Genomic DNA, 24,341 nt, shown 5'->3' on the forward strand with positions numbered 1-24,341 from the left:
TGCCTATCGACTGCAACTGTTCGCGAAGATAGTTCGTATTCATCTGCGTTCGAGCGGCTAATTATTATCGTTGAAAGTTACGTCGATGTTATTATTAGGGACATCGAGTTACGTTCTAAACAATGGTAGAGCCGATTTCACTCCTCCTCTCGGGAGATGTAGCAGTACTCCTCGTCGGGATCGTCCTCTTGTACGTCGGAGCGGAGTTGCTGGTCGACGGAGCGGCATCGCTGGCCCTCGGATATGGCATGCACGCAACGACAGTCGGTGTGACGGTCATCGCCTTCGCGACGACAGCACCGGAATTAATCGTGAGTACGGTCGGAGGAGTCACCGAATCAGACGGAATCGCACTTGGGAATATTATCGGGTCGAACGTCGCTAACATCGGCCTCGTCCTCGGGATGTCGACAGTGGCATATCCGATGCGCGTTGACCGCTCGCTCGTCCGGAAGCACGGTCCGTTCATGTTGCTTGCAGTGGTCGGACTCGTCGCTCTCAGTGCCGACAGCCTCCTTGGGATGATTGACGGTATCCTGTTGCTCGGGCTATTGGCCGTATATACGGGTTACATCATCTACCGGGCGCGGAGAAGCGATAACGCTGTACTCCCGGATGAGTTGGCACCCGAGGACGAACAGACGGGGTCACGTCTCGACGTATTAAAGCTGCTTGGGGCAATTATTTGCTTGCTGGCCGGGTCACGGGCACTAATCGTCGGCGGCCAAGGCGTTCTCCACGCCCTGGGATTCGGTGACCTGTTTGTTGGACTTACGATTATCGCGTTCGGGACGTCGATGCCGGAGTTGGCGACATCGCTGGTCAGTGCCTATCGTGAGGGAGCAGCCTTCTCCGTTGGGAATGTGATCGGGAGCAATATCTACAATATCCTTGCCGTTATTGGCCTCGTGGCCGTGCTCGTTCCGATCCGCGTCTCAGCCTCGACGAAAACGATCGAACTGCCGCTGTTGGTTGCTTTTACCGTCGTCGCGTTAGCACTCCTCGGCTTCAGAGAGCGGCTATCCCGACTTGAGGGAGGCATACTACTCGGGGGCTATGGGATGTTCATTTACGTACTTCTGGTCACACGCGGATTCTAGCGAGCGGAAACAGCGTAGTCGAGATAAATCCACTAGAGTACAACCCCAGGAGGTAAAATAGCCTCTGCGAGAGCCGTGGTATGATGACTACTCGAACTGCGACGTTGGTGAAACTCTCCAGCGACGATAGTTCAGTGTTCGAGAGCCTTGATTAGGCCTCTAAGATAGCCTGCTGTGAAGGCGTTCCCACGATGACCCCACTCGGAATCGCCTTCCATCTGCGGGACATGGTCAGGAAGGATCGCTCCATCGAATCCCACCTCTGCGAGCGCTTGCATCGCATCATATTCGTCGAAGTTACCCTGGTCAACGAACGTCTCGTGGAACGACGGAACGGTCCCAACGACATCACGGAAGTGGACGAATACGATTTGGCCGCGCTCACCGAACCGGCGGATGAGTGAGGGGATATCCTCACCGAGCTGTGAGAAACACCCGAGACATAATTTGAGGCCGTGGTGGTCGCTTGGAACGATATCCATTGCACGCTCAAACGCTTCTACATCTCTGAAGAGTCGAGGGAACCCACCCAGTTGTTCGAATCCGGGTGGGTCCACCGGATGCAACGCCATGCGTACCCCAGCCTCCTCAGCAACTGGAACGACCGCTTCGACAAACTGTTCATAGTTCTGCCAGAATTCCTCTTCAGTGTATTCACGCTCGACAGAGTCCGCAACTTCAAATGGTGCGTCAAGCGCCTCAATATCGAATTCTGTCGCTTCTGCACCACCCCAGATTGGTCGATCCATTCGTGTCCGCATCGGCACTAACCCGCGCGGATTCCATTGGTAGCCTAAAATGGGGATGTCTGCTTGGCCAAGATTTCGGAGGAGTTGCTTGACTAACTCAATTCGCTTGTCAGCCTCGTCGCTACCGGGCATGATCGGCCCATAGAGCGAATAGGGTAGCGAGTGAATTCCAGCAAATCGCAAGTCAGCGTCTTCGACCCTATCTCGGGCAGCGACCAGTTCCTCCGCCGATGGGATCACGCCACCGTCGATGACGAGTCGATCTTCATTTGTGCCCTCGTCAAGGAATTCACCAGGCTCTTCGTCCGTTGAGGAATGATCTAGAAACACGTCAGTAACGCCGAGTCGGCGGATAAATTGTAGTCTCGAGTCGGTAATCGAACCGGTCCTGAAACCGACGCTAATTGTAGACTGTTTCGCCGATTCTTCCCGTTGTGACTCTGTGGATACCATACCCACTACTGCGTGTATGAACATTTAAACTATTTCTTCACTCGTCTACTTTGCCTGTGGAGAGATTGGGAAAGCATGTTCTTGAGCAGGGATCCGCTTGCGATCGGTGTTGACCACGAGACAGGTTAGACCGTATTAACGGCATTATCCGAGTCATCACTCACCCAGCGGTAGCGCTGTCCGAATGAACCGTTACCGCCGGCGAGCCGACACACAACCTCGACAGGCACGATGACATGGTCGTCTGCTCGGTGAAGTCCCTCGACAGCGACGCTCACGCGCTCGAATCGACGCTGCGCGACGGTAACCACGAGCGCGCCCAGAAATTGCTCAGCGCCAACGACATCGACACACTTCTAGACAAGTGCGACCATCGAGACTGGACTGACCGGCACGAACGTTATCGACGCGATCGTGATGGTCAGTGGCGAGCAGTCGTCGTGACGCTACGCTCGAAGGAACAGTCTGGTTTCTTGCGTCGGTCGCAGCAGCCTCGAAGATCGTTGGCACGTTGCTACTCCGCGACGACGTGGTTTTCGAGCGTGCCGATGCCCTCGATCTCGGCCTCGCAGGAGTCGCCGGGTTCGAGCAGCTCCGGCGGCTCGCGGAAGATGCCGACGCCGCCGGGCGTCCCCGTCGTGACCACGTCGCCGGGTTCGAGCGTCATATCGGCGCTGATGTAGGCGATCAGCTCGTGGATGTCGAAGATGAACTGCTCGGTGTTCGAGGACTGCTTGGTCTCGCCGTTGACGCGCAGTTCCACGTCGACCGCGTTGGGGTCGAAGTCGTCGCCGGCGACGAGCGTCGGGCCGAGCGGCGCGAAGGTGTCGTAGCTCTTCCCGCGGAAGAACTGCCCGTCGGACATCTGGGCGTCGCGGCCGCTCACGTCGTTGAGCACCGTGTAGCCGGCCACGTAGTCGTCGACCTCGTCCTCGTCCACGTCGGTCGCTCGGCGGCCGATCACGGCGGCGAGTTCGACCTCGTAGTCGACCTGCTCGTCGCCGCCGGGGTGGACGATGGGACTGCCGGGGTTGGTGACGGCCGTCGAGGCCTTCGAGAACAGCATGGGGACCTCGGGGACCTCCTCGTCCTGCTCCTCGGCGTGGTCGTGGTAGTTGAGGCCGGCACAGACGATCTTCCCGGGCCTCGCGACCGGCGCGAGTCGGTCGACCGCGTCGGCGTCGACGACAGGGAGCGCCCCGTCGTCGACGGCGCGCTCCAGGCGGTCGAGATAGCGCTGGTTCGTCAGGTCCTCGTAGGACGGCTCGCCGGCCGGATCCGCGGCGAGGGCGTGGATGCCCGCCTCGGTCTGGACGCCCCAGGCGGGACCGCTCCCGTCGGAATATCGAACGAATTGCATCGATCGGGGGAGGTAGTCACTCTCACTTAAATTGGCCGGTCGAAATGGAAAACCGTGAGACGGGCGCCGCCCCAACCGTCACGGTCATTTTTAAGAGTGGGTCGGGTGACGGTGAGAGTATGGATTCGGATCTATCGCGGGAGTCGCTCGCGGTGCCGGAGGCCGCCATCGACGAGGCCTGCGGCGAGACACCGCTGCCGGAGCTGGGCGTGATCGAGCAGGTCTGGGAGACCGACCCGATACCGACCGACGAGATCGCCGACAGCGCCGGCGAGGCGTTCGCGTCGCTGCCGCTCGACGAGGTGCCCGACGGCGGGGAGATCGCCGTCGGCGCCGGCAGCCGCGGCATCGCCAACCTCGCCGAGATCGTCGGCGGCGTCGTCGCCGAGGCCCAGGATCGAGGGTACGAGCCGTTCGTGTTCCCGGCGATGGGCAGCCACGGGGGCGCGACCGCTGAGGGCCAGCGGGAGATGCTGGCCGAGCTGGGCGTCGACGAGGAAACAGTGGGTTGCGAGATCCGCTCCAGCATGGAGACCATCGAGGTCGGCCGGACCGAGGACCGCGACGTGCCCGTCGTCGCCGACGCCAACGCGGTCGCCGCCGACGCGATCGTGCCGATCAACCGCGTCAAGCCCCACACCGACTTCGACGGCACGGTCGAGAGCGGCCTCTCGAAGATGCTCGTCATCGGGATGGGCAAACAGCGCGGCGCCAAGACCGCCCACGACTGGGCCGTCGACTGGTCGCTGCGCAACATGATCCCCGAGATCACCGAGCGCCTGCTCGACGAACTCCCCGTCGTCGGCGGCGTCGCCATCCTCGAAGACCAGCGCGACGACACCGCGCTGCTGGAGGGCGTGCCCCCGTCGGGCTTCCTCGATCGGGAGGCCGAACTGCTCGAACGGGCCTACGACGAGATGCCGACGCTGCCGTTCGACGATATCGACGTGCTCGTCCTCGACCGCCAGGGCAAGGACATCAGCGGCCAGGGAATGGACACGAACGTCATCGGTCGCCGGCCCTTCGCCATCCAGGAGCCCGAACCCGACCTGCCCGATATCAAGCGGATCTACACCCGCGGTCTGACGGAGACGACCCACGGCAACGCGATGGGGATGGGGTCGGCCGACTTCGTCCACGCCGACCTGCTCGCCGAGATCGAGATGCCGACGACGCTGATCAACGCCCTGACGGCGAGCACGACGCGCGGTGTCCGGCTGCCACCCGCGGTCGAGACCGACCGCGCGGGCATGATCGCGGCGCTGTCGACCATCGGCATCGTCGATCCCGAGACGGTGCGACTCGTCCGCGCGCCCGACACGATGCACCTCCAGCGACTCTACGCCTCGCCGGCGCTCGTCGGGGAAGCGCGCGAGCGCGACGACCTCCGCGTTGTCGAGGAACCGTCGCCCATCGAGTTCGACGATGGCGAATTCGCGACGCCGCCGGCGCACGAGGCAGTCGGCGGGGAGTGAACGGAAACGAAAGAACGGCTGTTATCGGATTCAGTCGTCGAGTTCGGCCATCTCGACGCGGCGGCCTTCCTCGTGGGAGAGATGGGCGGCCTCGGTGAGCTGGACGCCTCGCGCACCCGCCGAAAAGTCCCACGGGAACGGCTCGTCGGCGACGACGTGGCGGACGAACTCCTCCCACTGGGTCTTGAACGCGTTCTCGAACTCGCGGTTGTTCGGCACGTCCGCCCAGTCCTCGGTGAAGTCGTGTTCTTTGGGCGTGTCGGGATTCCACTCGGGCTTGGGCGTGTTGGCGTGACCCTGGGTCTTGCACTCGCGCAGGCCCGCCACCGCGCTGCCCTCGGTGCCGTCGACCTGAATCTCCAGGAGGTCGTCGCGGTTGACCCGAACCGTCCACGAGGAGTTGAGCTGGGCGACGATGTCGTCTTCGAGTTCCATGATGGCGTAGGCCGCGTCGTCGGCGGTCGCCTCGTAGGGCTCGCCGTCCTCGTCGACGCGCTCGTGGACGTGTGTCGTCTCGTGACTGCGGACGGTCTGGACCTCGCCGAAGAGGTTCTCCAGCACGTAACTCCAGTGGGAGTACATGTCGTCGACGATGCCGCCGCCGTCCTCGGCGCGGTAGTTCCAGGAGGGCCGCTGTGCGGGCTGGCCGTGCCCCGTAAAGACCCAGTAGCCGAACTCGACGCGCACGGAGAGGATGTCGCCGAAGAATCCCTGGTCGATCAGCCGCTGGAGTTTCATCACGCCCGGCAGCCAGAGCTTGTCCTGGACGATCCCGTGTTTCGAATCGCTGGCTTCGGCCGTTGCCGCGACTTCTCGGGCCGTCTCCAGGTCACCCGCGAGCGGCTTCTCGCAGTAGACGTCCTTGCCGGCCTCGATGGCCTTCGTGACGGCCTCGGCCCGTCGGGAGGTGATCTGGGAGTCGAAGTAGATCTCGTCGTCGCCGTCGAGAACCGTCTTCAGGTCGGGGTCGGCGGCGTAGCGATCGACGTCGTGTTCTTCGCTCAGCCGTTCCAGTTTGCGCTCGTTGCGACCGACCAGGATCGGGTCGGGCAGCACCCGCTCGCCGCCGGGGAGTTCGACGCCGCCTTCCTCCCGGATCGCACAGATCGACCGGATGAGGTGTTGGTTCGTCCCCATGCGACCGGTCACGCCGTTCATGATGATACCGATCTCTTGCATTGTTTCGTTGTTGCATATTGGTTATCAAAATCGCAATAACGTTTCGATCACTCTGAGAGAATCCAAGTGTTCGCCGCGACGAACAGTGCGCGAGGGGTCAGTCCGAAGATCCCGCCGCGACCGGGCCACGATCCTCCGCTACCGCTACCTTGATATATCGCCTCAGAGCACACGCGATCATGTCCACGAAGATCGGATACGTGGGTGTCGACCACCACCACCGCGACCCCTACTTCACGGTCGCCAGCGGCCTCGATCTGGACGTGACGGCCGTCTGCGAGCCCGGCCGCGAGGTCGACCTCGATAGCCTCACCGCGATGGACGACCGCCCCGACGAGATCACGACCGAGGGCGGCGACGTTGCGGATCTCGTCGCCGACGCGACGGTGTACGAGGACCCCCATCGCCTGGCCGCCGAGGCCGACGTCGACGTGGTCTGGATCACCTACCGCAGCGACGAGACGCCCGCCATCATCGAGACCGCGGTCGAGAACGGCGTCCACGCCGTCAGCGAGAAACCCATCGCTCGCACCGCTGCCGACCTCGAAGGGATCGCCGAGAAGGCGAACGAGGCGGGCGTCACCGTGTCGCCGACGCTGTACTACCGGACGAACCCCGTCGCGATGGATATCCGCGATCGAGTCACCGACGGCTTCTTCGGCGACGTCTGGACCGTCCAGGGCCGCTTCAACGCGAGCCAGCTCTCCTTCCGGAACACCGACCACTACATCTACGACGAGAGCGTGAGCCGCGGCGGGGCGCTGCAGTGGATCGGCCCCCACTGGCTCGACGCGATGCCGTGGATGCTCGACGACCCCATCGCCCGGGTGAACGCCAGCTTCCACGACGCCGAGGAGGCCGACGTGGACGCCGGCGCCGTCCTGCAGTTCGAGACCGAGAGCGGGACGCTTGGGACTTACCACACCGGCTACTACCTGAGCGACCGCGGCAAGGACACACACTTCGGCCTCTACGGGACCGACGCGCAGGCCCAGACCCCGCTGCACCACGACTCGCTGCAGCACGAACCGACGATTCCCCTCGAAATCACCTCCGAAGATCCCGACTGGTCGGCCGCGCCCAAACGGACCGTCCAGTACGAGTGTACCTACGACCGCTTCCCCGCCTGGGGCGACTTCGTCTACGACTACTTCGAGGCGTTCTTCGACGGCTACGAGACCGGCGACGTGCCCGCCAGCGTCGACGACGCCGTCCAGCTGCTGCGGGTCCTCGACGCCGCCTACGAGTCGGCCGACCAGGACAGCTGGGTCACCGTCGGTGAGTGAACCCTCGCCGCCACTCGGACTGTGGCAATAGCACCACGAAACCGCTTTAGAAATTAATACACTCTTGAAAAAGTGACTTGCTGCTTTTCCGTCCCGAACGAGTTAGATTTCGCTGAGTCGATGGTACTCGTCATCAAGCGCTTGCGCGTCCTCCGGCAGCAGCGCGACGACGACGTACTCGGCGAAGTCGGCGACGTAGTCGATAAGTCGGGCGATACGGTTTGAGTCGATCGCCTCGATCGAGTCCAGCAGGAGGAACGGGCAGGTCTCGTAGACATCGTGAGTGAGATACCCCGCCAGCGCGAAAACTAACCCCGTGACCTCGCGCTCAGATTCCGACAGGTGGTCAACGGTGTCCTCGTAGGTAGTTCCATCTGCTGTGCTGCGGACAACATGTAATTCGAAGACCGCTTGTTCGACAGTCCGTCGACCCTGGGAAACGGTCTCCTGACGGCGCTCAATCCAGATCCGCTCTAAGTTCTCGTAGCCAAGGATTTCCAAAACCGTCTCCATATGCTCGTTGAACTGCTCGACGGCTTCACTCTCGACTTGGTCGATGCGCGTCCGCAGATCGGCAATCTCGTCGCTGATCTCCTCGCGGCGAGCTTTCAGATCGTCTCGCTTTTCGAGTTCGTCATCGATACGGTCGATCTCCGACGAGACCTGATCGAGGTCGTCCTGAAGTTGGCCAAGTTCGAACTCGATCTGGTTGGCCTCCCGGTGAAGGTCAAGCAGGTCGCTCTGGGTTTCGTCCTGCAAGGTTTCGACCTCTGCTTCGAGGTCGTCGATTTCATCTTCGAGGTGCTCGCGGTCAGTCTCGAGGTCTTCGACTCGTTCACGCCGGGTTTTGATTTCCGCTTGGACTTGCTTGAGCCGGTCTTCCAACTGCGTCCGCTGACGCTGTTGCTCTTCGTAGGTTGCTTTCTCTGTTTTCAGATCGTCCATCTTGGACTGAATCTCACGACGCTCTTGGAGTTTCTCGCTTCGAATGTCGCGCAGTCGGTCGAGCGTTTCCTCGATCGCGTCGCTATCGACAGTACTCCCGCACGTCCAGCAGACGACCTGCTCATCAACGAGCCTGTCCGTGGGGTCCTCGTTTTCACCGCGAAGTGCGGCGACGACATCCGAATCGGTCCCCTCGAGCATTTCCTCGTTAAACTGGATGATCTTCTGGAGAGAGTTGGCCACATCGTCGAGATCTTCGCGCTGTGAGCGCAACTCATCGAGACGGTCGCTCACCTCATCGACACCAGCCATCGGCGTCTCCGGAAGATCTTCCAGTTCACTCTCCAACTCGTCAAGCTCTGATTCGAGGGCTGCAATACTCTCGCGCTCGGTTTCGAGGTTGCGTCGCGTATCTTCGAGTTCGCTCCGTGTATCGCGGAACGCTTCGAGAGCATCATCGAGTTCGTCTTTCTGATTGCGTGTAGCGCTAAGTTCCTGATCGGCGTCTTCGATGGCTTCTTTGGTCGTTTCAAGTTCGGCCTCTTTCTCTTCGATCTCCTGTTTAAGGTCTTGGCGGCGCTGTTCGAGCGTGGGTAGTTCCCGCTGGAGCGAGTCGAGATTCTCGAGTTGCCGTTCGACATCGTCACGCTGGGCTTGAAGGTCCTCAATCTCGGCTTCAATGGCCGCCGTGTCGACGGGCCGCATGATGAGTTCGCGGAGATCTTGCTGGAGTTCAACGGCTCGACGTGCTTCGTTGGCCTCCAACAGGAAGACAAACAGGTCCGCCAGTTCGGGATTGTCGAGATACGCATCGCCTTCGGCGTAGATATCGCCATTGGTTCGGGTCAACATCCGCGAGTACGTCTCGTCGCCGATGGTCAGCTCGACGTGGGCTTCATCTACATCACCTTTGATCGAGACGCCTTCACTCCCCAATCCAGCCATCAGCGATTGGAGCAGTGAAGTGCGGTTCGTTGCATTCCGACCGGCTAGAATCGTCACACCAGGCGAAAACGAGACTGAAGACTCGTCTATACCGCCGATGTTCTCGACTGAAAGTTGGACGCTGTCCGTAGTTGAGAGCGGTGTACTCATTATCTCGTTGTGGTTCGTACAGCCAAATAAACATTGCTTCCAGAATTGCTTCCAGATCTGTCATCGTGTTTAGTTGGAGTGTTGTGAGGGTGTCATAGAACGGTTCCTACACCTGTTCTTCGCTTCCTTGATCCGTTCAGTACAGGTGATGGACGTATCTCTCCGGAGGAGGAACAAGATTAATTGAAATCGGAGGGGAAGTATTGCTATGTCAGAGGTACCTAACCGTCGTTCAATCCTCCAATCTATCGGAGTAGGCTTGAGTGTCGGGATCGCTGGGTGTACTGTCCTTGGAGGAGATGGATTGGATGTGTCGATACAGAACCAGAATTCCGAATCGCACAAAGTCTCCGTGACGATAAGCGACTTCACGGAATCCGCCACCCTTGACCCTGATACCAGTGAGACCTTTGCTAACGTTCTGGCGTACCCAGATTATCCCACGGAGCAAGAGGCGACCATACAGATGGATAAAGACTGGGAAAATACCTACAAATTCACTCTCGGAGAGGATCTCAAAGCGTTTATCCTCAATATCGGGGCTGAAGGGGAAGTCTCCTACACGCTCGATGGCCGTTAACTACGCATGCGCACTGAACAGGTGATTTATCCCCGATAGTCTTGAAATTAGTCTCCTTGGCCTTGTTTAGACGCCAAATTTCGGGGTTTTGAGGGTCTAAACCCCGATCAGGGGTGAATCGACACTATCGGTTCGGCTCGTCCGATCAGTTCGACCGACCTATTTGCCAGGTTGTTGCAACCGATCCAGGCTGATCAGACTGCTCTCAGCTCTAAAATCTCCGATACTCGTTGATTCACTCTCCTCGAAACCTCCGAAACAGCGCTCTTAACCGCTCGTACGACCGTCTAAACACGGCCCTTCAGAGTGCATTCTGACCGCTTCTATGCAAACTGGGCGGGCAATCGGGAAGGCATCACCGAATTGATGAAGCAATTCAGGTGGTACTACAACTAGGAACGGCCAAGTGAACCACTTGACGGCAAGACCCTGGGAGAGGCGCTAAACTAGCCAGTTCCCACTTGAGAGATTGACTGGTTTGCAACAGTGACACCCGTTATTTCGAATCGGGCACCACCTTCATCGCCGGTGGTAACTCGGATCTCCCAGCCGTGTGCTTGGACGATCCGAGCTACGATACCTAAGCCGAAGCCACTCCCCTGAGTTGTGGTCGTGTACCCTGTCTCAAATACAACATCGGCTTTGTCCGGCGGAATTCCTGGCCCATTATCTTCCACAAAGATTCCATCTCTATCTGAGAGGGTTCCGACTCGAACCACCACATCATCACCTCCATGTTCAACCGCGTTACGAAAGAGATTCTCGAATATATGACGAAGACGGTCCGGATCGGCTTCGATTGTGGGGAGTGTTTCTGTGACTAACTCTGCGTTCTTTGTGTTTACAGCCCCCCAACATTCGTCGACGAGGACATCAAGGTCGATTAGCGTGGCTTCTCCAACTGTTTGACCCTCACGAGCCAAAATAAGCGTATTCGTAATGATTTTTTCAATACGCTCGAGGGAAGTTTCGACAGTGTCGAGATGTTCACTTTCAACCTCATCTTGCGCAATTTGGAGGCGTCCCTGCGCGACGTTGAGGGGGTTTCGGAGGTCGTGACTAACGATACTAGCGAATTCCTCTAAGAATTCGTTCTGTCGTTCTGTTGCCTGCTGTTTGATCTGAAGCCGTTCGGCAACACGAGCACGTTCAATTGCTCGGGCCTCGAAAAGGCCGATGAGTAAGCCCACGCTCGCCCCGACACTGAGAGCCCATCGCATCCATCCGAACGCGAGATAAAAGAGGAATGGTGGCAGTGTCACCATGAGAAAAAAGTTGAACGTGAGAAACACAACCCCACTAGCAGCACACCATACCCCTATCCGGCGATACCGCTCGCTGGAGAGGTTACTAGTGAGTATCCAATATCCCCCATAAATAAGGCTTGCAACCGCGACGAAAGAACTGAACACACCGATACTGAAGGGCCCAAATAGATTGTGCGGCCCGACGAAGACAACGATAGATTCCCCGAGTAGAATCAGGCCAAGGCAGCCACCTGCACATGCAATAGCTACTGGCCAAAATTCACCGGGGTCACAAACGGGCCTCATATACGTTCATCTAAGGATCGGCGCGGATCTAAGTAGATGTTCCGGTTATATAGCTTCCTACGCAGTACACTCAGTATTTTTTATTGGACTACCCAACGAAATTTTCGGATGGCAGTTTTGTATTCGATATCCACTTTGAGCGGGAAATTGTCCTCCACTGGGCCGACGTTGGAGCGCAGTACTCTTCGTCGGTCCTCGTAATGAGTACTGCAACCGCCATATCCTATAGTTGTCAGTTTTCAACCACTCAAATTTCGTCAGAGAGAGTTCCAAATTCGAGATTTGGATCGAGGACAGTTCATAACAGATCCATACATATAATTAGTTATGTGATTTGACCCCCCGTTGTCGAGTTGTAAGCATCAAGAACACCCCGTTGTCGAGTTGTAAGCATCAAGAACACCCCGTTGTCGAGTTGTAAGAGCAGGAGTTGGTCTACCTAGTCGTAAAAGGACTTCAATTTTGTCTGAACCACGCTTCTAAGCATTTCGTGATCGGACTCGATGTCACCGATGCGGGTATCACTCTCGATGGTTTGAACGATGCTTTCAGCACTTTCTTCCAGTGTGAAAAACATATGGACGCCACGACCCCGTCCACGGCCTCGTCGTTCTGAAGAGAGAATGCCGTACGTCTCCTGTTCGGTGACGTTGTTCACGTAGGTCTCACGGCTGTATTGATCGGCATCAATGCGGTCTGCCACGAATTGGTAGATCTCCCAACCGACGCCTGCTGGAATTCGATTCAGATCACGCTGAGCAAAGTTTTCGACGGCTGCAGTAGCGTAGAGAGCGAGTTTTTTCTGGGCTGCAAGACCACTGATATGACGAAGAGTTCGATTCTCGTCGTATTTTTCCTGAGCCGATCGGACATCGGCTTCCTCTACGATTTCGGATTCGCGACGTTCTGCGAACTCACCAGCCCATCGAAAGAGATCGATTGCTTTGCGAGCGTCCCCATGCGTTTGCGAGCCAAAAGCAGCAACTAGTGGGATAACATCGTCGGTGAGAGTGCCTTCTTTGAAAGCGTCCTCACGATTTCTGAGGATCGCCCGAAGCTGGTTCGCGTCGTAGTCATCGAAGAAAATGTCGTCCGGATTGAACGAACTCTCTGCGCGGCTGTTCAGATCCTGCATGAAATGTGTATAGTTCGTGAGAGCGGTCACCGAAACGCTCCCCTCTATGTTTCCGAGATTCTCGGCTCGAGAAAGCTGATAGAGGAGGGACGAATAGGCGGGATCCTCGTATGGTCCTTTGAGGAGGTCGATCTCGTCCAGAATGAAGATGACTGCGTCGTAATTGTCGTTGATGAGGTCGAAGAGACGCTCGAATTTTCTATCAGTGGACACTCCGCTTTCTGGAACCCCAACCTCCGTACCGACATCTTCAGCGACTTCACCCACTAACCGGTAGACAGCCCTATCAAGAGATTTGGGTGCTTCACAGTTTAGCGAAACAACTCCGAACGTGACTCCCTGTGATTGAGAGAGGTCGACGACTTGCTTGCAAACGGCGTTAATGATGAGTGATTTCCCTGTCCCAGAAGGACCGTTGAGAAGCATATTGGGAAGTCCACCTCCTTCCAAAGCGGGCCGAAGATTGTCGATAACTCGCTCGAGCTGCCTGTCGCGGCCGACAATTCTATCTTCGTTAATTATCGTGGACGGGCGAACCAGATCCTTCTCGACGAAGACGGACGTCGAGGAAGTTTCCTGAAACCGCTCCCGAATAGAGATAGAAGCATTCTCCGAACCGTCCGATTCCTGTTCAGAGCGATTGTATTGATCTTCTTCAGGAGGAGACGGATCTGAATCGCGACTGGGGTCGTCATCTCCGCTTCGGCCAAAGTCGGGAACCTCTACTTCCTGATGAGGTTCCTGAGAACTTCCGTCAGTCGCCATCGGTTCAGGCGAGTTTTCTCCCTCTCTGTTTCCCGGGGAGTTTCTTTCCATGATAGTCTCCCTGTACCGCCTTGTATAAAAATTATACCCCTAGTAGAATGTAAGACACCGATATTTTGACCATCCGGTATTCTACCGCAGATATTCGAATATGGCCGAGATACCGTTATCGTCTTCTAATAGAGAAGGCGATATCCAGCCCAGTTAGTTTCCGAGCCCCACCGACACCCCTTTGTCGAGTTGTAAAACAGAAGTAGATGATCCGATATCCCGATTCCGAACAAACCGATATAATCGAGAAGGGGCTATTCACATCCCTTTGTCGAGTTGTAAGTCACGACCGGAGTAGGGTAGAAATAGCTGAACAGGCAACTTCCGCGATCGCGAGTGACAGAGACACGATTCACGAGAGACTAATCCGCATCCTTGCTTGGAGACGTTTCATTCATCGATAGGGCCTATAATGCCACCAAATTTAAACGAGTCAGGAGGGGTCAGATTCTGACCCCCTCCCCCCTTTGTCGAGTTGTAAGTCGATACGTCGGAGTGGGCATAGACAGGCTCGAGTGAGACTAATCGAGTTAATTCAACAAAGAGAGAGCGTATACCAACCAAATTTCTGATAGCTGTTCCACAAGAATACATTATCTGACCTAGTCATATATACAGTTTTGATTTTATATTTTTTCCCGCTACGGGTATGATTGCATTTCTATTAATATAAAAGCTTCTAATTATTAGAACAGATTCAAGATCAGGTGTTACAGGAGTCATCTCCCTCTGAATCATGGTTTCCTTCCTTAGAGTTCTTGATTCGTAAAAATACATGCTCCCACCCTCTCCCATTTACAACTCGACAAAGGGGGGAGGGGGTTCAGTGACTCGACCATTTTGAATGTTCAGGAGTCACGAGGAATGGCGACGTGTGTACTACCAGGGATTCGAAATGGTTCACAACACCTGAACGGATACGCGAATCCACCCGCCTGAAGTCGATTCAATCACAACTCGTAGCAGGCAACATTCTCTGCCCCACAGCTTGGACACTTGTCAGCGTCCTCTGAGAGTGTCTGCCCACAGTTTCGGCACTCCCATAGCGTCGATGAATCTCCGTCGAAGGCATTACGCAGTGCTCTCAAGAGACCCATCCTGACTTCCTTGATGTACGCGCGGGTTTTAATTCCATCCCACTCATCCGTTCCAGTCCACATCGAAGTCGTAGAGATATTTTCGCCCCCAATGGGTGTAGCGAGTTGGAACACTCCGCCGCACCCGCTTCCTTCGGTCGCTCTTTGAGACCAATGACTCTACTGTTTCGCTCTTATGTAGAATTGCGGAAAGCCCCGATAACGAGACAGTCAATGGTTGTCTCGATGGATTCACCAGAGAGGGTGAGTGAGCGAACGATGCCGAAGGTGTGAGCGGCCTGCTCCAAGCCCTGCTTGGACAGGCCGCGGAACTTCCGCAACCACGGCTGAACGAGCGAAAACAGGCACTCAGCCTGGTTAATGTGGACACCGTCGGGCGATACGTACCTTTCCTTGTGGACGACCGTTCGGTGGTCAAAATCCATCTCTCGGTAGGCTTGGAGGCCGTCGGTCCAGACCTCTCCCAGCGGTTGGGAGAGGTCTTCAGCCTCCTGAATTACTGGCTCAAGATCGCCTTCGTAGTCGATGCCGAGCTGGCCACGGATCACGCGAAGCGAGTCGCGGCACGCCGCGACGAGCGTCAGCTGATCACCATGCCGTCCTCGCCAACGTGAGCGTCCTCTCTGAGACGAGCCGCCGCGAGAACGGCTGTTCCGTGGCGGCTCTTGGCCTTTGTAGCCCGAACAGACTCTCCCAGACTCGTCGACTTGCGTCGGTCCATCGATGGTCTGGTCAAGCAGCTTCCAGACGATGGGGAAGCCGCGATGGATCGCGGCTTCCACCTCTCGAATCGCTGTGTGAACGGTTTTGTAGGCTCGACCGAGCAACGGCGCGATCTGGTTGATACTGAGCAACGTATCGGCGTAGAGCGTGAACGCGAGAAGTACCTCGCCGCAGGTGAGGTGCTTCTCGTGGAACGGCGTTCCGTAGGTGTACACCGGCTTGAAGTTGCAGTCTCGGCACCACACGCGGTCGAGATGGGGCCACGTTTGAACGGAGGTGTGCCCGCACCGTGGACAGGAGGTATTCTCCCAGAATTCCTTGAGTCGCCGCTCGATGCGGGCATCGAGCGGCTCCGTGTCAATTTCGACGACGCCCAGCTCGATCAGCTCTCGAAACATCGTTCCGAACGCCGGCTGAGCAGAAGACATACTCACAGATTATGGCTGGCTCAGTGTAACTACAGGGTCTTTCCGTAGCTCTACACAAGAGCGTACTGTTTTAACCAACAATTCTATCGACTGGCGCTTTGTGTTGGTTAGCACGAGGACAATTGATGTCCGTTGCACACCGGCTCCACCGGCAAACCTTCCGACGGAGGTAGTCAACACGCTCAATGAGCTTGAACCGGAGCTCCTTCACGACGCTTGCATGTGTGCAGAAGTGTTTGCCGAGCACAAGGAATGTGGAGGCCTGTCTCGAGGAATCGACAGACTAGGAAAAAGTGGAGGAGCGACCAGACGGCCTCCTGGACGATGTCCCTGCCAAAGCGACGGTCGCGGTCAAAGAGATCAACGATAATAGCTACTACTACTACTGGCAGTGTCGCGAAGGCGACACGGTAACCTCGAAGGGTCCAGTCAACTCTGTCCAGTGAAACACGTTGCTGATTTTCAGAATGCGGCATCGAGAGCATGCTGAGTGCTTCACTATTTGGTATTCTGTAGAGTTTGCGGCGGCGCTGAAACTCTATCAGATCCGGCCATTGCTTGTCTTCCGACACTCATCGGTGGCTCTCGCAGCTGTTGACGTTTCCCTCACCGTCAGCGTATTTACCGTCGCCATGGACGACCTATTCGCGGTTGACTTCATCGTCATCTTCTAGCCGATCGTAGACCCGAAACCCGTTCGTATGGACGGTTATCGACTCCTGTTTTGGGTCGGCTAGAAGTCGGACGGTCAGTTCAATGACTGGCCTCGCTGGCCGACGTACAGATCATCCGTGCCGCGATCGGCGAGCGTGCAAACCGCCGGTTTGTCGTCGTCGCACTCTTCAGCCTTGCGTAGACGGGCAGCGTGAGCGCGACCAGGAGCTACGCTTGCGCTCTTTGAACCGTACAGAGAGATTCACTCGTCCATTTCAACCGTACCGAACAGTGTGGCGAATATGGAGCCATATTTATTACGAGGGAGGGATGTCCCGATAGCATGGAGATCAGAGTGACTCGCAGAGCCACCCTTCAGTACCGAGGCCAATATGCTGTTGATGGGGAAGCAATTTCAAATGACATATAGGGCAGGAATCATCGGCGCTGGGGGGATCGCTGGTCTTGGAATTTTAGGAATGCATGATGCGGATGATATCGGCGAGAAGAAATTCGAAGCCAGTCACGCCGGTGGCTACCACGCCACCGAAGAGATTGAGTTGGTAGCTGTGGCGGATGTCGACGAGGAGAAGATGGCGCGGTTCGGTAACGCCTGGGACCTTTCCGAAGACCAGCTCTACATTGGTCACGAGGCGATGCTTGAGAACGAAGATCTGGATGTCGTCTCAGTCTGCACCCCGTCGTTTCTCCACAACCAACACGTTGTCGACGCGGCGCAATCAGCAGCCAGTCCGGATATCATTTGGTGCGAAAAACCGATTGCCTCTAGTGTGAGCGATGGGGAGGAAATGATTGAAGCCTGTGATGAGACCGACACGGAACTTGTCGTCAACCATTCGTTCAGGTTTACGACGAAGTACCAGCGACTCCGACAGCTCGTTCAGGAAGAAGACCTCCTCGGAGAGGTCCATTCCGTAGCCACACAGTATCGGATGGAACTACTACGGAACTCGACACACCTTCTTGACACGCTCGTGTATCTGTTGGACGCGCGAGCCAGCTCCGTGAGCGGTCACATCACTGGGGAAAATGAGGCGATCGACTCACTTGATGCAACGCAAGGAGTCGACGACGCAGCTGGCGGCGGGTTCGTGATCATGGACGACGGTACTTTCACAACTATCGACTGCACGATCCCCCGAAACGATTCCTCGATGACCTTCCAATTCATCGGTTCAGAGGGGAAACTCTACCTGAACAACGATGACGGTGAATGGCGATACTGGCGTCTCGAAGATGGCGACCACGTCGAAGCAGACTTGCCAGGAATCGAGGGCAAATGGACTTGGGAACAGGATTACGAAGGATCGTTTGCGAACGCGGCCTGCCACGTCGAACGGCTGTTGAATGAAAATGTTGAGAATCGTTCGTCTGGTGAAGAAGCTATTCGATCCTTAGAGATCATCGTTGCCTTCTACCTCTCCGAATATACTGGTGGGCAGATCGACATTCCATTGGAACGCCCACTTCGTGACGTAGAAATTACTTCTTGGTGAACGGTCGGGGAGGCATTTTTCGAGTGATGTAGATACCCCGTCACACGAAGGATGGCAGTGTACGCGACTGTTCCCGAGGAAATGACATACGCCCCGAAGAGACGAAGATCAATTCGGATACGGCCGCTGCATCTATTGGAGATCCAATCTTGAACTCTTTGGCCTGCAGTTTGGACTCCATATAATAATTGATGTATAAAATTTGTTACCGGGGGTTACTTTTCTTTTCACGCGATAGGCGGCATTATGTGGCTATCCCTGCTTACAGCAGCATCTACGTTCAGTCACTTACAGTACTCTGTTCCGATCGTCGGCGTCGAATTGGGGAAGCCATCAGTCACCGCGGTTGGTATCTGCCTAATCCTAATGCTCCTCGTCGGATCTGGATTCTTTTCGTCATCGGAGATCGCGTTGTTCTCCCTGCCGGCCCATCAGGTAGACGCGATGGTGGATCAAGGCTTGCGCGGTGCGCGAGCGGTCGAGTCCCTTAAAGAGGATCCTCATCGCCTGCTCGTGACGATTCTTGTCGGGAATAACATGGTCAATATCACCATGTCCTCCGTTTCAACGACTATCGTTGGTTTCTACTTCGACCCGGGCACGGCAGTCATCGTCTCGTCGCTCGGCATCACATCGATGGTCCTGGTCTTCGGCGAGAGCGCGCCTAAGTCCTACGCCGTCGAGAACACTGAACTACACGCACGGCGTGTCGCACGTGGTCTGAATATTGTCGAGAAAGTGCTCTGGCCGCTCATCACCCTGTTCTACTACCTGACGAGCATCGTCAACAAGGTCACCGGTGGTAGCCCGTCTATCGAGTCGACGTACGTCACTCGTGACGAGATCCGGAACATGATCAAGACTGGCGAGCGCGAGGGGATCCTCGATGAGGCGGAACGACAGATGCTCCAGCGAACGCTGCGATTCACCGACGCTACCGCCAAGGAGGTGATGACTCCACGGCTTGACATGGAGTCTGTCCCGGAGGACGCAACTGTCGAAGAAGCAATTAAGCAGTGTATCCGGGCAGGCCACGCTCGCCTGCCAGCCTACGGGGGATCGCTAGATAACGTGACTGGTGTGTTCGATATCCGTGAGCTGCGGGAATCCGACTACGACGATTTTGCCAACTTGATGGTATCGGACGTGGTCACCCCACCGCTGCACGTCCCTGAGTCCAAGAACGTCGACGATCTCCTCTCGGAGATGCGCGAGGACCGAATCTACATGGCCATCGTCATCGACGAGTTCGGCGCTACCGAGGGGCTGGTTACGATGGAGGACATGACTGAAGAGATCGTTGGCGAGATTCTCGGCGGTGGCGAGGACCATCCGATCGAGTTCCTCGACGAGACAGAGGTGCTGGTGCGCGGTGAGGTCAACATCGACGAAGTCAACGAAACTCTAGATATTCACCTTCCTGAGGGCGAGGAGTTTGAAACGATCGCGGGCTTCATTTTCAACCGCGCGGGCCGCCCTGTCGAAGAGGGCGAGGAATTTGACTACGAAGACGTGGTACTGCGGGCCGAACAGGTAAAAGACACACGTATTCAGAAGGCTCGGGTGACCGTCAATCTCGATACCGGCGATTCGGTCGAAGAACAGCCACCGGTCAGCGAGGACGACACTGATTGACTTGCAGTCTTTCAGTAGTTCTATATTATCGATATTATCTTAGCTGAATACAGGAGCTAAGTCCCCACCCTCAACGAGTACCGCAGTCCGAACCAGCGGACAAGGAACGCAGTAGGGTGGGATACAGCGCTGTCATCATCTGGTCTTGTACTTCCTGTTGCTGGCCCACAGGCCCACGCAGTCGGAATACATTTCGGTTGGGATAACTGTTACAGCATGAACCCAATGAAGTATGACCTCGACTCGGGAACGCACTCGACGTACTCCCTGCACTACCACCTGATACTCACCACGAAGTATCGGCGCGGAGTGCTAACCGAGGAGCGAACCCAATTCATCGCGGGGTCATCAGCGGGTTCACGGACAACTACGGCGTCGAACTGACGAACCTCGACGGAGAGGATGACCACGTTCATATTCTATTCCGAGCGAAACCCACCACGGACCTCGTGAAGTTCATCAACACGGTCAAAGGTGCGACTGCTCGCCGTGTCCGTAACGAGTACGAGGATGAACTGAAGACCGAACTGTGGGGCGACTCGTTCTGGAACGACTCGTATTGCCTCATCTCGACGGGGCAGGTGTCGCTGGATGTGCTGAAACAGTACGTCGAAGACCAGCGGGAGAGCTGATGTACCACGCCTACAAGTACCGACTCAAGCCGTCCGACGCCCACCGTGAGGAGTTGGACCGCCACCGCGATATTTGTCGACAACTGTACAACCACACGCTCTACCGACTCAACGAGTACCAAGACGCCATGGCGAACTGCCCTCGATGACCACGCTTCGGTCGGAGCTACCCGATCTCAAACAGTGGTGGGACGACCTCTCGGACGTGTACTCGAAGGTGCTCCAAACCGTCGTAGAACGGCTGTTCGACAACCTCAAAACCCTCTCCAAACTCAAGGAGAACGGCTACGGCGTCGGTCAACTCAAGTGGAAGCCACCACGGGAGTTCCGCAGTTTCACGTACAACCAGTCTGGCTTCAAGCTCGACAAGAAGGGCGGACAGGCTGTGCTGTCACTCTCGAAACTCGGAGACATACCGATTCGGCTTCACCGCGCCATCCCCGAAGACGCGACACTCAAACAGGTCACGGTCAAGAAGGAACCGACGGGCGAGTGGTTCGCCACCTTCGGCGTCGAAATGGACCGCGAACCGCCCGAACCGCCCGAGAACCCCGAGCGGTGCGTCGGTATCGACGTGGGGATTCTCACGTACGCCCACGACACCGACGGGACCGCCGTGGGGTCGCTCAACCTCTCCGTCGAACGGGAGCGATTGGAACGCGAACAGCGGTCCCTCTCACGGAAGGAACACGGGTCGAACAACTGGGAGAAGCAACGCCGACGAGTCGCGAAGTGTCACGCCGATCTTCGACGGAAGCGCCGCGACTTCCTCCCCAAGCTCTCGGCGTACTACGCTCGGGAGTACGACCTCGTGGCGGTTGAAGACCTGAACGTGAAGGGGATGATGGAGTCGCCGTCGAACAGCCGCAACACGGCGTCGTCGGCATGGCGAACGTTCCTCTCGTTGCTCGAATACAAATGCGACCGCGAAGGGACGCACTTCGTCGCGGTGAACCCGAGAGGGACGACCAAAGAGTGTGCGTCATGCGGCGTCGAGACGGCGAAACCGCTGTGGGTCCGTGAACATTCCTGTCCCGCCTGCGGGTTTGAGGCGGACAGGGACGCGAACGCAGCATGGAACGTTCTTTCTCGCGGTCTACAAGATGTAGGAGTGGGACACTCCGAACGAACGCCTGTGGAGACTGCGCTCCCTACGGGAACCGATTCGGTTCCTGCAAAGCGCGTCATGGAAGCAGGAAGCCTCGCCCTCAAGCAGCGTCCGAAGGGCGTGAGTAGGGCGGGGTAGTTCACAGTTCCTGCAATTGGAGGGCACCGGCCAGGAATGGAACGTTCTTATTGAGCGTTGAATACAACTGTAGTAGCCGTTAGAACTTTCCGCTCAGTATTTGTTGCTGTGATCCATGGACCATCTTGATGAGATCTCCGTCGAAGAACTCCAAGGTGCCCTCGATAACGTCGAAGAAAACAAGCCGACACAACGTTTGTTAGCCGCGATCGCGTACAAGAACGGGGTGACGCAGACAGAACTTGCAGAGTGGCACGACACCGGTCGACGGACGATCTACAGCTGGCTGATGCGACTTGACACGGACGAACCACTTGAGCAAGCCGTCTCTGATGATCGTCGATCCGGAAGAAAACGAAAGCTTACAGAATCACAGCAAAAACACTTCAGACAAACCGTTCATGAGCCTCCTGAAGAGGCCGGGATCGACGCGCCAGCGTGGACACCGGCGCTCGTTCAGGAATTTCTCGAAGACACCTACGGCGTTGAATACTCCTATCCGAGTTGCCGGCGGTTGTTGAAAGAAGCTGGACTGAGTTATCAAAAACCACGCCTCACAGCCAACCAAGCCGAGCAATCCAACCAAGACAAGCTCCACGATGACCTCAAAATAAGCGAGTACAGATGGACGTCAAAATAGTTTGCATCGGCCAAACGACCAAACCCGTCTCGGTCGAGGCGCCTGGTCTCCGAGCGGCATGCGGCCGAGCGTAGAACTTGCTAGCCAATGTGACCGGACATGTCTGATCAGCAGAATCACCGAATCCGCCACCGCCGTTCACACAAAAAGATTCATTCTAAATCCGTGACAAATATTCGAAGAAGACTTGATCGGCGTACCGGGTGGCTCGCCCTACTTTTTGGCATCGGTCGTCACGGACCTAGCACCTCGTGGCGGCCTCTTCTTCGTGACGTTACCAGAGGGGAATCGATACCGCTCTCGACCAGCTTATCTCTTCTTGAGCGAGAAACCATTTCTAACGACTACTGTAATAGTGGCTTATCGCATGATGTCCGGTCCCTCATAGAGGAACACTCGGTTGAGGAAATAGGTATAAACTGAGATTCCTCATTCGACGGTAATCTGCAGATCCAAGCCCACACGACCACTATATTTCCATCTACAGCTGCTGTGGGATTTAGAGTTCAGAAAATACACAGTCAAATCAGAATAGATGCATGACCCAATGTCTCCTGCGAATTATAGAGAAGGCATCTTGATTGCCGTATCGTTATGATCGTGTATATTCAATCGATATAGTCAAGCCGGCTGTCTATAGTAGTCGTTAGAACTTTTGGCTCAGAGTTTGTTGCTGTATGCAATGGACCATCTCGACGAGATCTCCATCGAAGAACTTCAAGACGCCCTCGACAACGTCGAAGAAAACAAGCCGACACAACGGTTGTTAGCTGCGATCGCGTACAAAAACGGCGTAACGCAATCCGAACTTGCAGAGTGGCACGACACCGGGCGAAGAACGATCTACAGCTGGCTGATGCGATTTGATACGGACGAATCGCTTGAGCAAGCCGTGTCTGATGCTCATCGATCCGGGAGAAAACGAAAGCTTTCAGAATCACAGCAAGAAGAATTCGAGCAATCCGTTCACGAACCGCCCAAAGAGGTCGGGATCGACGCGCCGGCGTGGACGCCGGCGCTCGTCCAAGAGTTTCTCGAAGAATCCTACGGTGTCGAGTACTCCTATCCGAGCTGCCGGCGGCTGTTGAAAGAAGCTGGACTCAGTTATCAAAAACCTCGCCGTACAGCCGCCGAATCCGAAGAGTCCGACAAAGAGGAGTTCCACGACGAGATCAAAAAAAGCGAGCGGAGATGGACGCCAAAGTAGTCTGCATCGATCAGACCAAGAAATCTGTGCAAGTCGAGCCGCGTGCCGCGTGGTTTCCGCGCGGCACGCGGCCGAGCGTCGAACTCTCCGGCCAGCGCGACTGGACGTGTCTGCTCGGCGCGATCACCGAAGACGGTGACTGCTTTTTCTCACGGTTCACCGAGTACGTTACCGCCGATCACGCGAAACATTTCATTCTCGCGTTATGCGAAGAATTCGAAGAAGACTTGATCGTCGTGCTAGACGGAGCGCCGTACTTCCAGGCGTCGGCCGTCACGGACCTGGCGGCCCGTGACGGCCTTGCCTTCGTCACGTTGCCGGCGTATTCGCCGGAACTCAATCCTGTCGAAGAGTGCTGGCGACAACTCCAAGACGCCCTCAGCAACCGGTTCTTCGACTCACTTGAGCAACTGACCACCGCGATCGATACCGCTCTCGACCAACTGTCGCTTCCAAAAGTGAGCAATTACTTCTAACGTCCACTATAGCTATAACTCGTAAAGTCACAATGAAATGCTTGAATTTTTTCCTCCCACTCTGATCTACTTTATAGCCCTCGCTAGCCGTATCTATAAGATGTTAGACCCAATGGAGTCCGCCGAGCTGATTGAATTACACTCCTAATGATGTAATTTGCCGCAGCTGCCAGACCTGTACTAAATACACTTCTCTCACAGTTAGACTTCAATCAACACTTCTGTGATGATTGTTAGAACATTCTACGATCTCGGCAGCCTTTCTCTTCAAGCGGAGATTGACCTCTTAAGTATCGTGGAACGCACGTCCCACATGACGGAATTGTAGCGAGAACTTAGATTCGGTGTGTTTGGCTCTTC

General features: G+C 56.3%; 15 protein-coding genes and 4 pseudogenes. 11 read left to right on the forward strand and 8 right to left on the reverse strand.

From position 1 onward, the window contains the following. Nucleotides 1-122: 122 nt before the first annotated feature. Nucleotides 123-1,100 (forward strand): calcium/sodium antiporter, encoded by a 978-nt coding sequence (locus HZS54_RS10565; RefSeq protein WP_179922504.1) that lies wholly within the window; start codon nt 123-125, stop codon nt 1,098-1,100. A 131-nt stretch (nt 1,101-1,231) separates the two neighbouring features. On the opposite strand, the gene HZS54_RS10570 is transcribed toward HZS54_RS10565, so the two are convergent. Both HZS54_RS10570 and HZS54_RS10575 read right to left on the reverse strand, forming a co-directional pair. Continuing rightward, nucleotides 1,232-2,302, reverse strand: a complete 1,071-nt coding sequence (locus HZS54_RS10570) for a mannonate dehydratase (protein ID WP_179922505.1) — start codon at nt 2,300-2,302, stop codon at nt 1,232-1,234. A gap of 514 nt (nt 2,303-2,816) precedes the next feature. Continuing rightward, nucleotides 2,817-3,662, reverse strand: a complete 846-nt coding sequence (locus HZS54_RS10575; protein ID WP_179922506.1) for a fumarylacetoacetate hydrolase family protein — start codon at nt 3,660-3,662, stop codon at nt 2,817-2,819. Nucleotides 3,663-3,781: 119 nt separating this feature from the next. On the opposite strand from HZS54_RS10575, the gene HZS54_RS10580 reads away from it, so the two are divergent. Further along, on the forward strand, nt 3,782-5,137 hold the full coding sequence (locus HZS54_RS10580; RefSeq protein ID WP_179922507.1) for a nickel pincer cofactor-dependent isomerase, group 22: 1,356 nt from the start codon (nt 3,782-3,784) through the stop codon (nt 5,135-5,137). A 30-nt stretch (nt 5,138-5,167) separates the two neighbouring features. Here the strand turns inward: HZS54_RS10580 and HZS54_RS10585 are convergent, their stop codons facing one another. Continuing rightward, nucleotides 5,168-6,316: a Gfo/Idh/MocA family protein gene (locus HZS54_RS10585; protein ID WP_179922508.1), complete on the reverse strand. Its 1,149-nt coding sequence runs from the start codon at nt 6,314-6,316 to the stop codon at nt 5,168-5,170. A 179-nt stretch (nt 6,317-6,495) separates the two neighbouring features. Here HZS54_RS10585 and HZS54_RS10590 point away from each other — a divergent pair, with 179 nt between their 5' ends. Next, a complete protein-coding gene (locus tag HZS54_RS10590; protein WP_179922509.1) occupies nt 6,496-7,602 on the forward strand; it encodes a Gfo/Idh/MocA family protein in 1,107 nt (368 codons plus the stop codon). 102 nt (nt 7,603-7,704) lie between these two features. Here HZS54_RS10590 and HZS54_RS10595 read toward each other — a convergent pair whose 3' ends face one another. Continuing rightward, nucleotides 7,705-9,642 carry an archaea-specific SMC-related protein gene (locus tag HZS54_RS10595; RefSeq protein ID WP_179922510.1) on the reverse strand — a complete coding sequence of 646 codons (1,938 nt, stop codon included), beginning with the start codon at nt 9,640-9,642 and terminating at the stop codon, nt 7,705-7,707. Nucleotides 9,643-9,850: 208 nt separating this feature from the next. Here HZS54_RS10595 and HZS54_RS10600 point away from each other — a divergent pair, with 208 nt between their 5' ends. Further along, the gene (locus HZS54_RS10600) at nt 9,851-10,222 is read left to right on the forward strand and encodes a hypothetical protein (RefSeq protein WP_179922511.1); all 372 of its coding nucleotides are present in this window, start codon (nt 9,851-9,853) and stop codon (nt 10,220-10,222) included. A gap of 446 nt (nt 10,223-10,668) precedes the next feature. Here HZS54_RS10600 and HZS54_RS10605 read toward each other — a convergent pair whose 3' ends face one another. The 4 genes from HZS54_RS10605 to HZS54_RS10620 form a co-directional block, all read right to left on the reverse strand. Beyond that, entirely contained in the window at nt 10,669-11,487 is an 819-nt protein-coding gene (locus HZS54_RS10605; protein WP_246391901.1) for a sensor histidine kinase, read from the reverse strand. Between the two features lie 727 nt (nt 11,488-12,214). Next, complete coding sequence (locus HZS54_RS10610) at nt 12,215-13,726, reverse strand: AAA family ATPase (RefSeq protein ID WP_246391903.1); 1,512 nt, start codon at nt 13,724-13,726, stop codon at nt 12,215-12,217. 606 nt (nt 13,727-14,332) lie between these two features. After that, the gene (locus HZS54_RS10615) at nt 14,333-14,521 is read right to left on the reverse strand and encodes a hypothetical protein (RefSeq protein WP_179922513.1); all 189 of its coding nucleotides are present in this window, start codon (nt 14,519-14,521) and stop codon (nt 14,333-14,335) included. Between the two features lie 475 nt (nt 14,522-14,996). Next, nucleotides 14,997-15,974 carry an IS1595 family transposase gene (locus tag HZS54_RS10620; RefSeq protein WP_179922514.1) on the reverse strand — a complete coding sequence of 326 codons (978 nt, stop codon included), beginning with the start codon at nt 15,972-15,974 and terminating at the stop codon, nt 14,997-14,999. A 121-nt stretch (nt 15,975-16,095) separates the two neighbouring features. On the opposite strand from HZS54_RS10620, the pseudogene HZS54_RS26240 reads away from it, so the two are divergent. From HZS54_RS26240 to HZS54_RS10650, 7 genes and pseudogenes are all read left to right on the forward strand, one after another. After that, nucleotides 16,096-16,420 (forward strand): annotated as a pseudogene (locus HZS54_RS26240) (hypothetical protein). Nucleotides 16,421-17,047: 627 nt separating this feature from the next. Beyond that, nucleotides 17,048-18,145: a Gfo/Idh/MocA family protein gene (locus HZS54_RS10625; RefSeq protein WP_179923001.1), complete on the forward strand. Its 1,098-nt coding sequence runs from the start codon at nt 17,048-17,050 to the stop codon at nt 18,143-18,145. 246 nt (nt 18,146-18,391) lie between these two features. After that, nucleotides 18,392-19,780 (forward strand): hemolysin family protein, encoded by a 1,389-nt coding sequence (locus tag HZS54_RS10630; protein ID WP_179922515.1) that lies wholly within the window; start codon nt 18,392-18,394, stop codon nt 19,778-19,780. Between the two features lie 225 nt (nt 19,781-20,005). Further along, a pseudogene (tnpA, locus tag HZS54_RS10635) lies at nt 20,006-20,412 on the forward strand (IS200/IS605 family transposase). Next, nucleotides 20,412-21,658 (forward strand): annotated as a pseudogene (locus tag HZS54_RS10640) (RNA-guided endonuclease InsQ/TnpB family protein). Before tnpA ends, HZS54_RS10640 begins: the two co-directional pseudogenes overlap by 1 nt. 115 nt (nt 21,659-21,773) lie before the next feature. Next, nucleotides 21,774-22,686 (forward strand): annotated as a pseudogene (locus HZS54_RS10645) (IS630 family transposase). A 294-nt stretch (nt 22,687-22,980) separates the two neighbouring features. Continuing rightward, nucleotides 22,981-23,981, forward strand: a protein-coding gene (locus HZS54_RS10650) for an IS630 family transposase (protein ID WP_179922516.1) whose coding sequence is annotated in 2 segments (ribosomal slippage) — nt 22,981-23,473 and nt 23,473-23,981 — 1,002 coding nt in all. Because the reading frame shifts where the segments join, the coding sequence is not laid out codon by codon here. Nucleotides 23,982-24,341: the final 360 nt, after the last annotated feature.

It is taken from the genome of Halosimplex pelagicum, from assembly GCF_013415905.1.
GTDB classification, from domain to species: Archaea; Halobacteriota; Halobacteria; order Halobacteriales; family Haloarculaceae; genus Halosimplex; species Halosimplex pelagicum.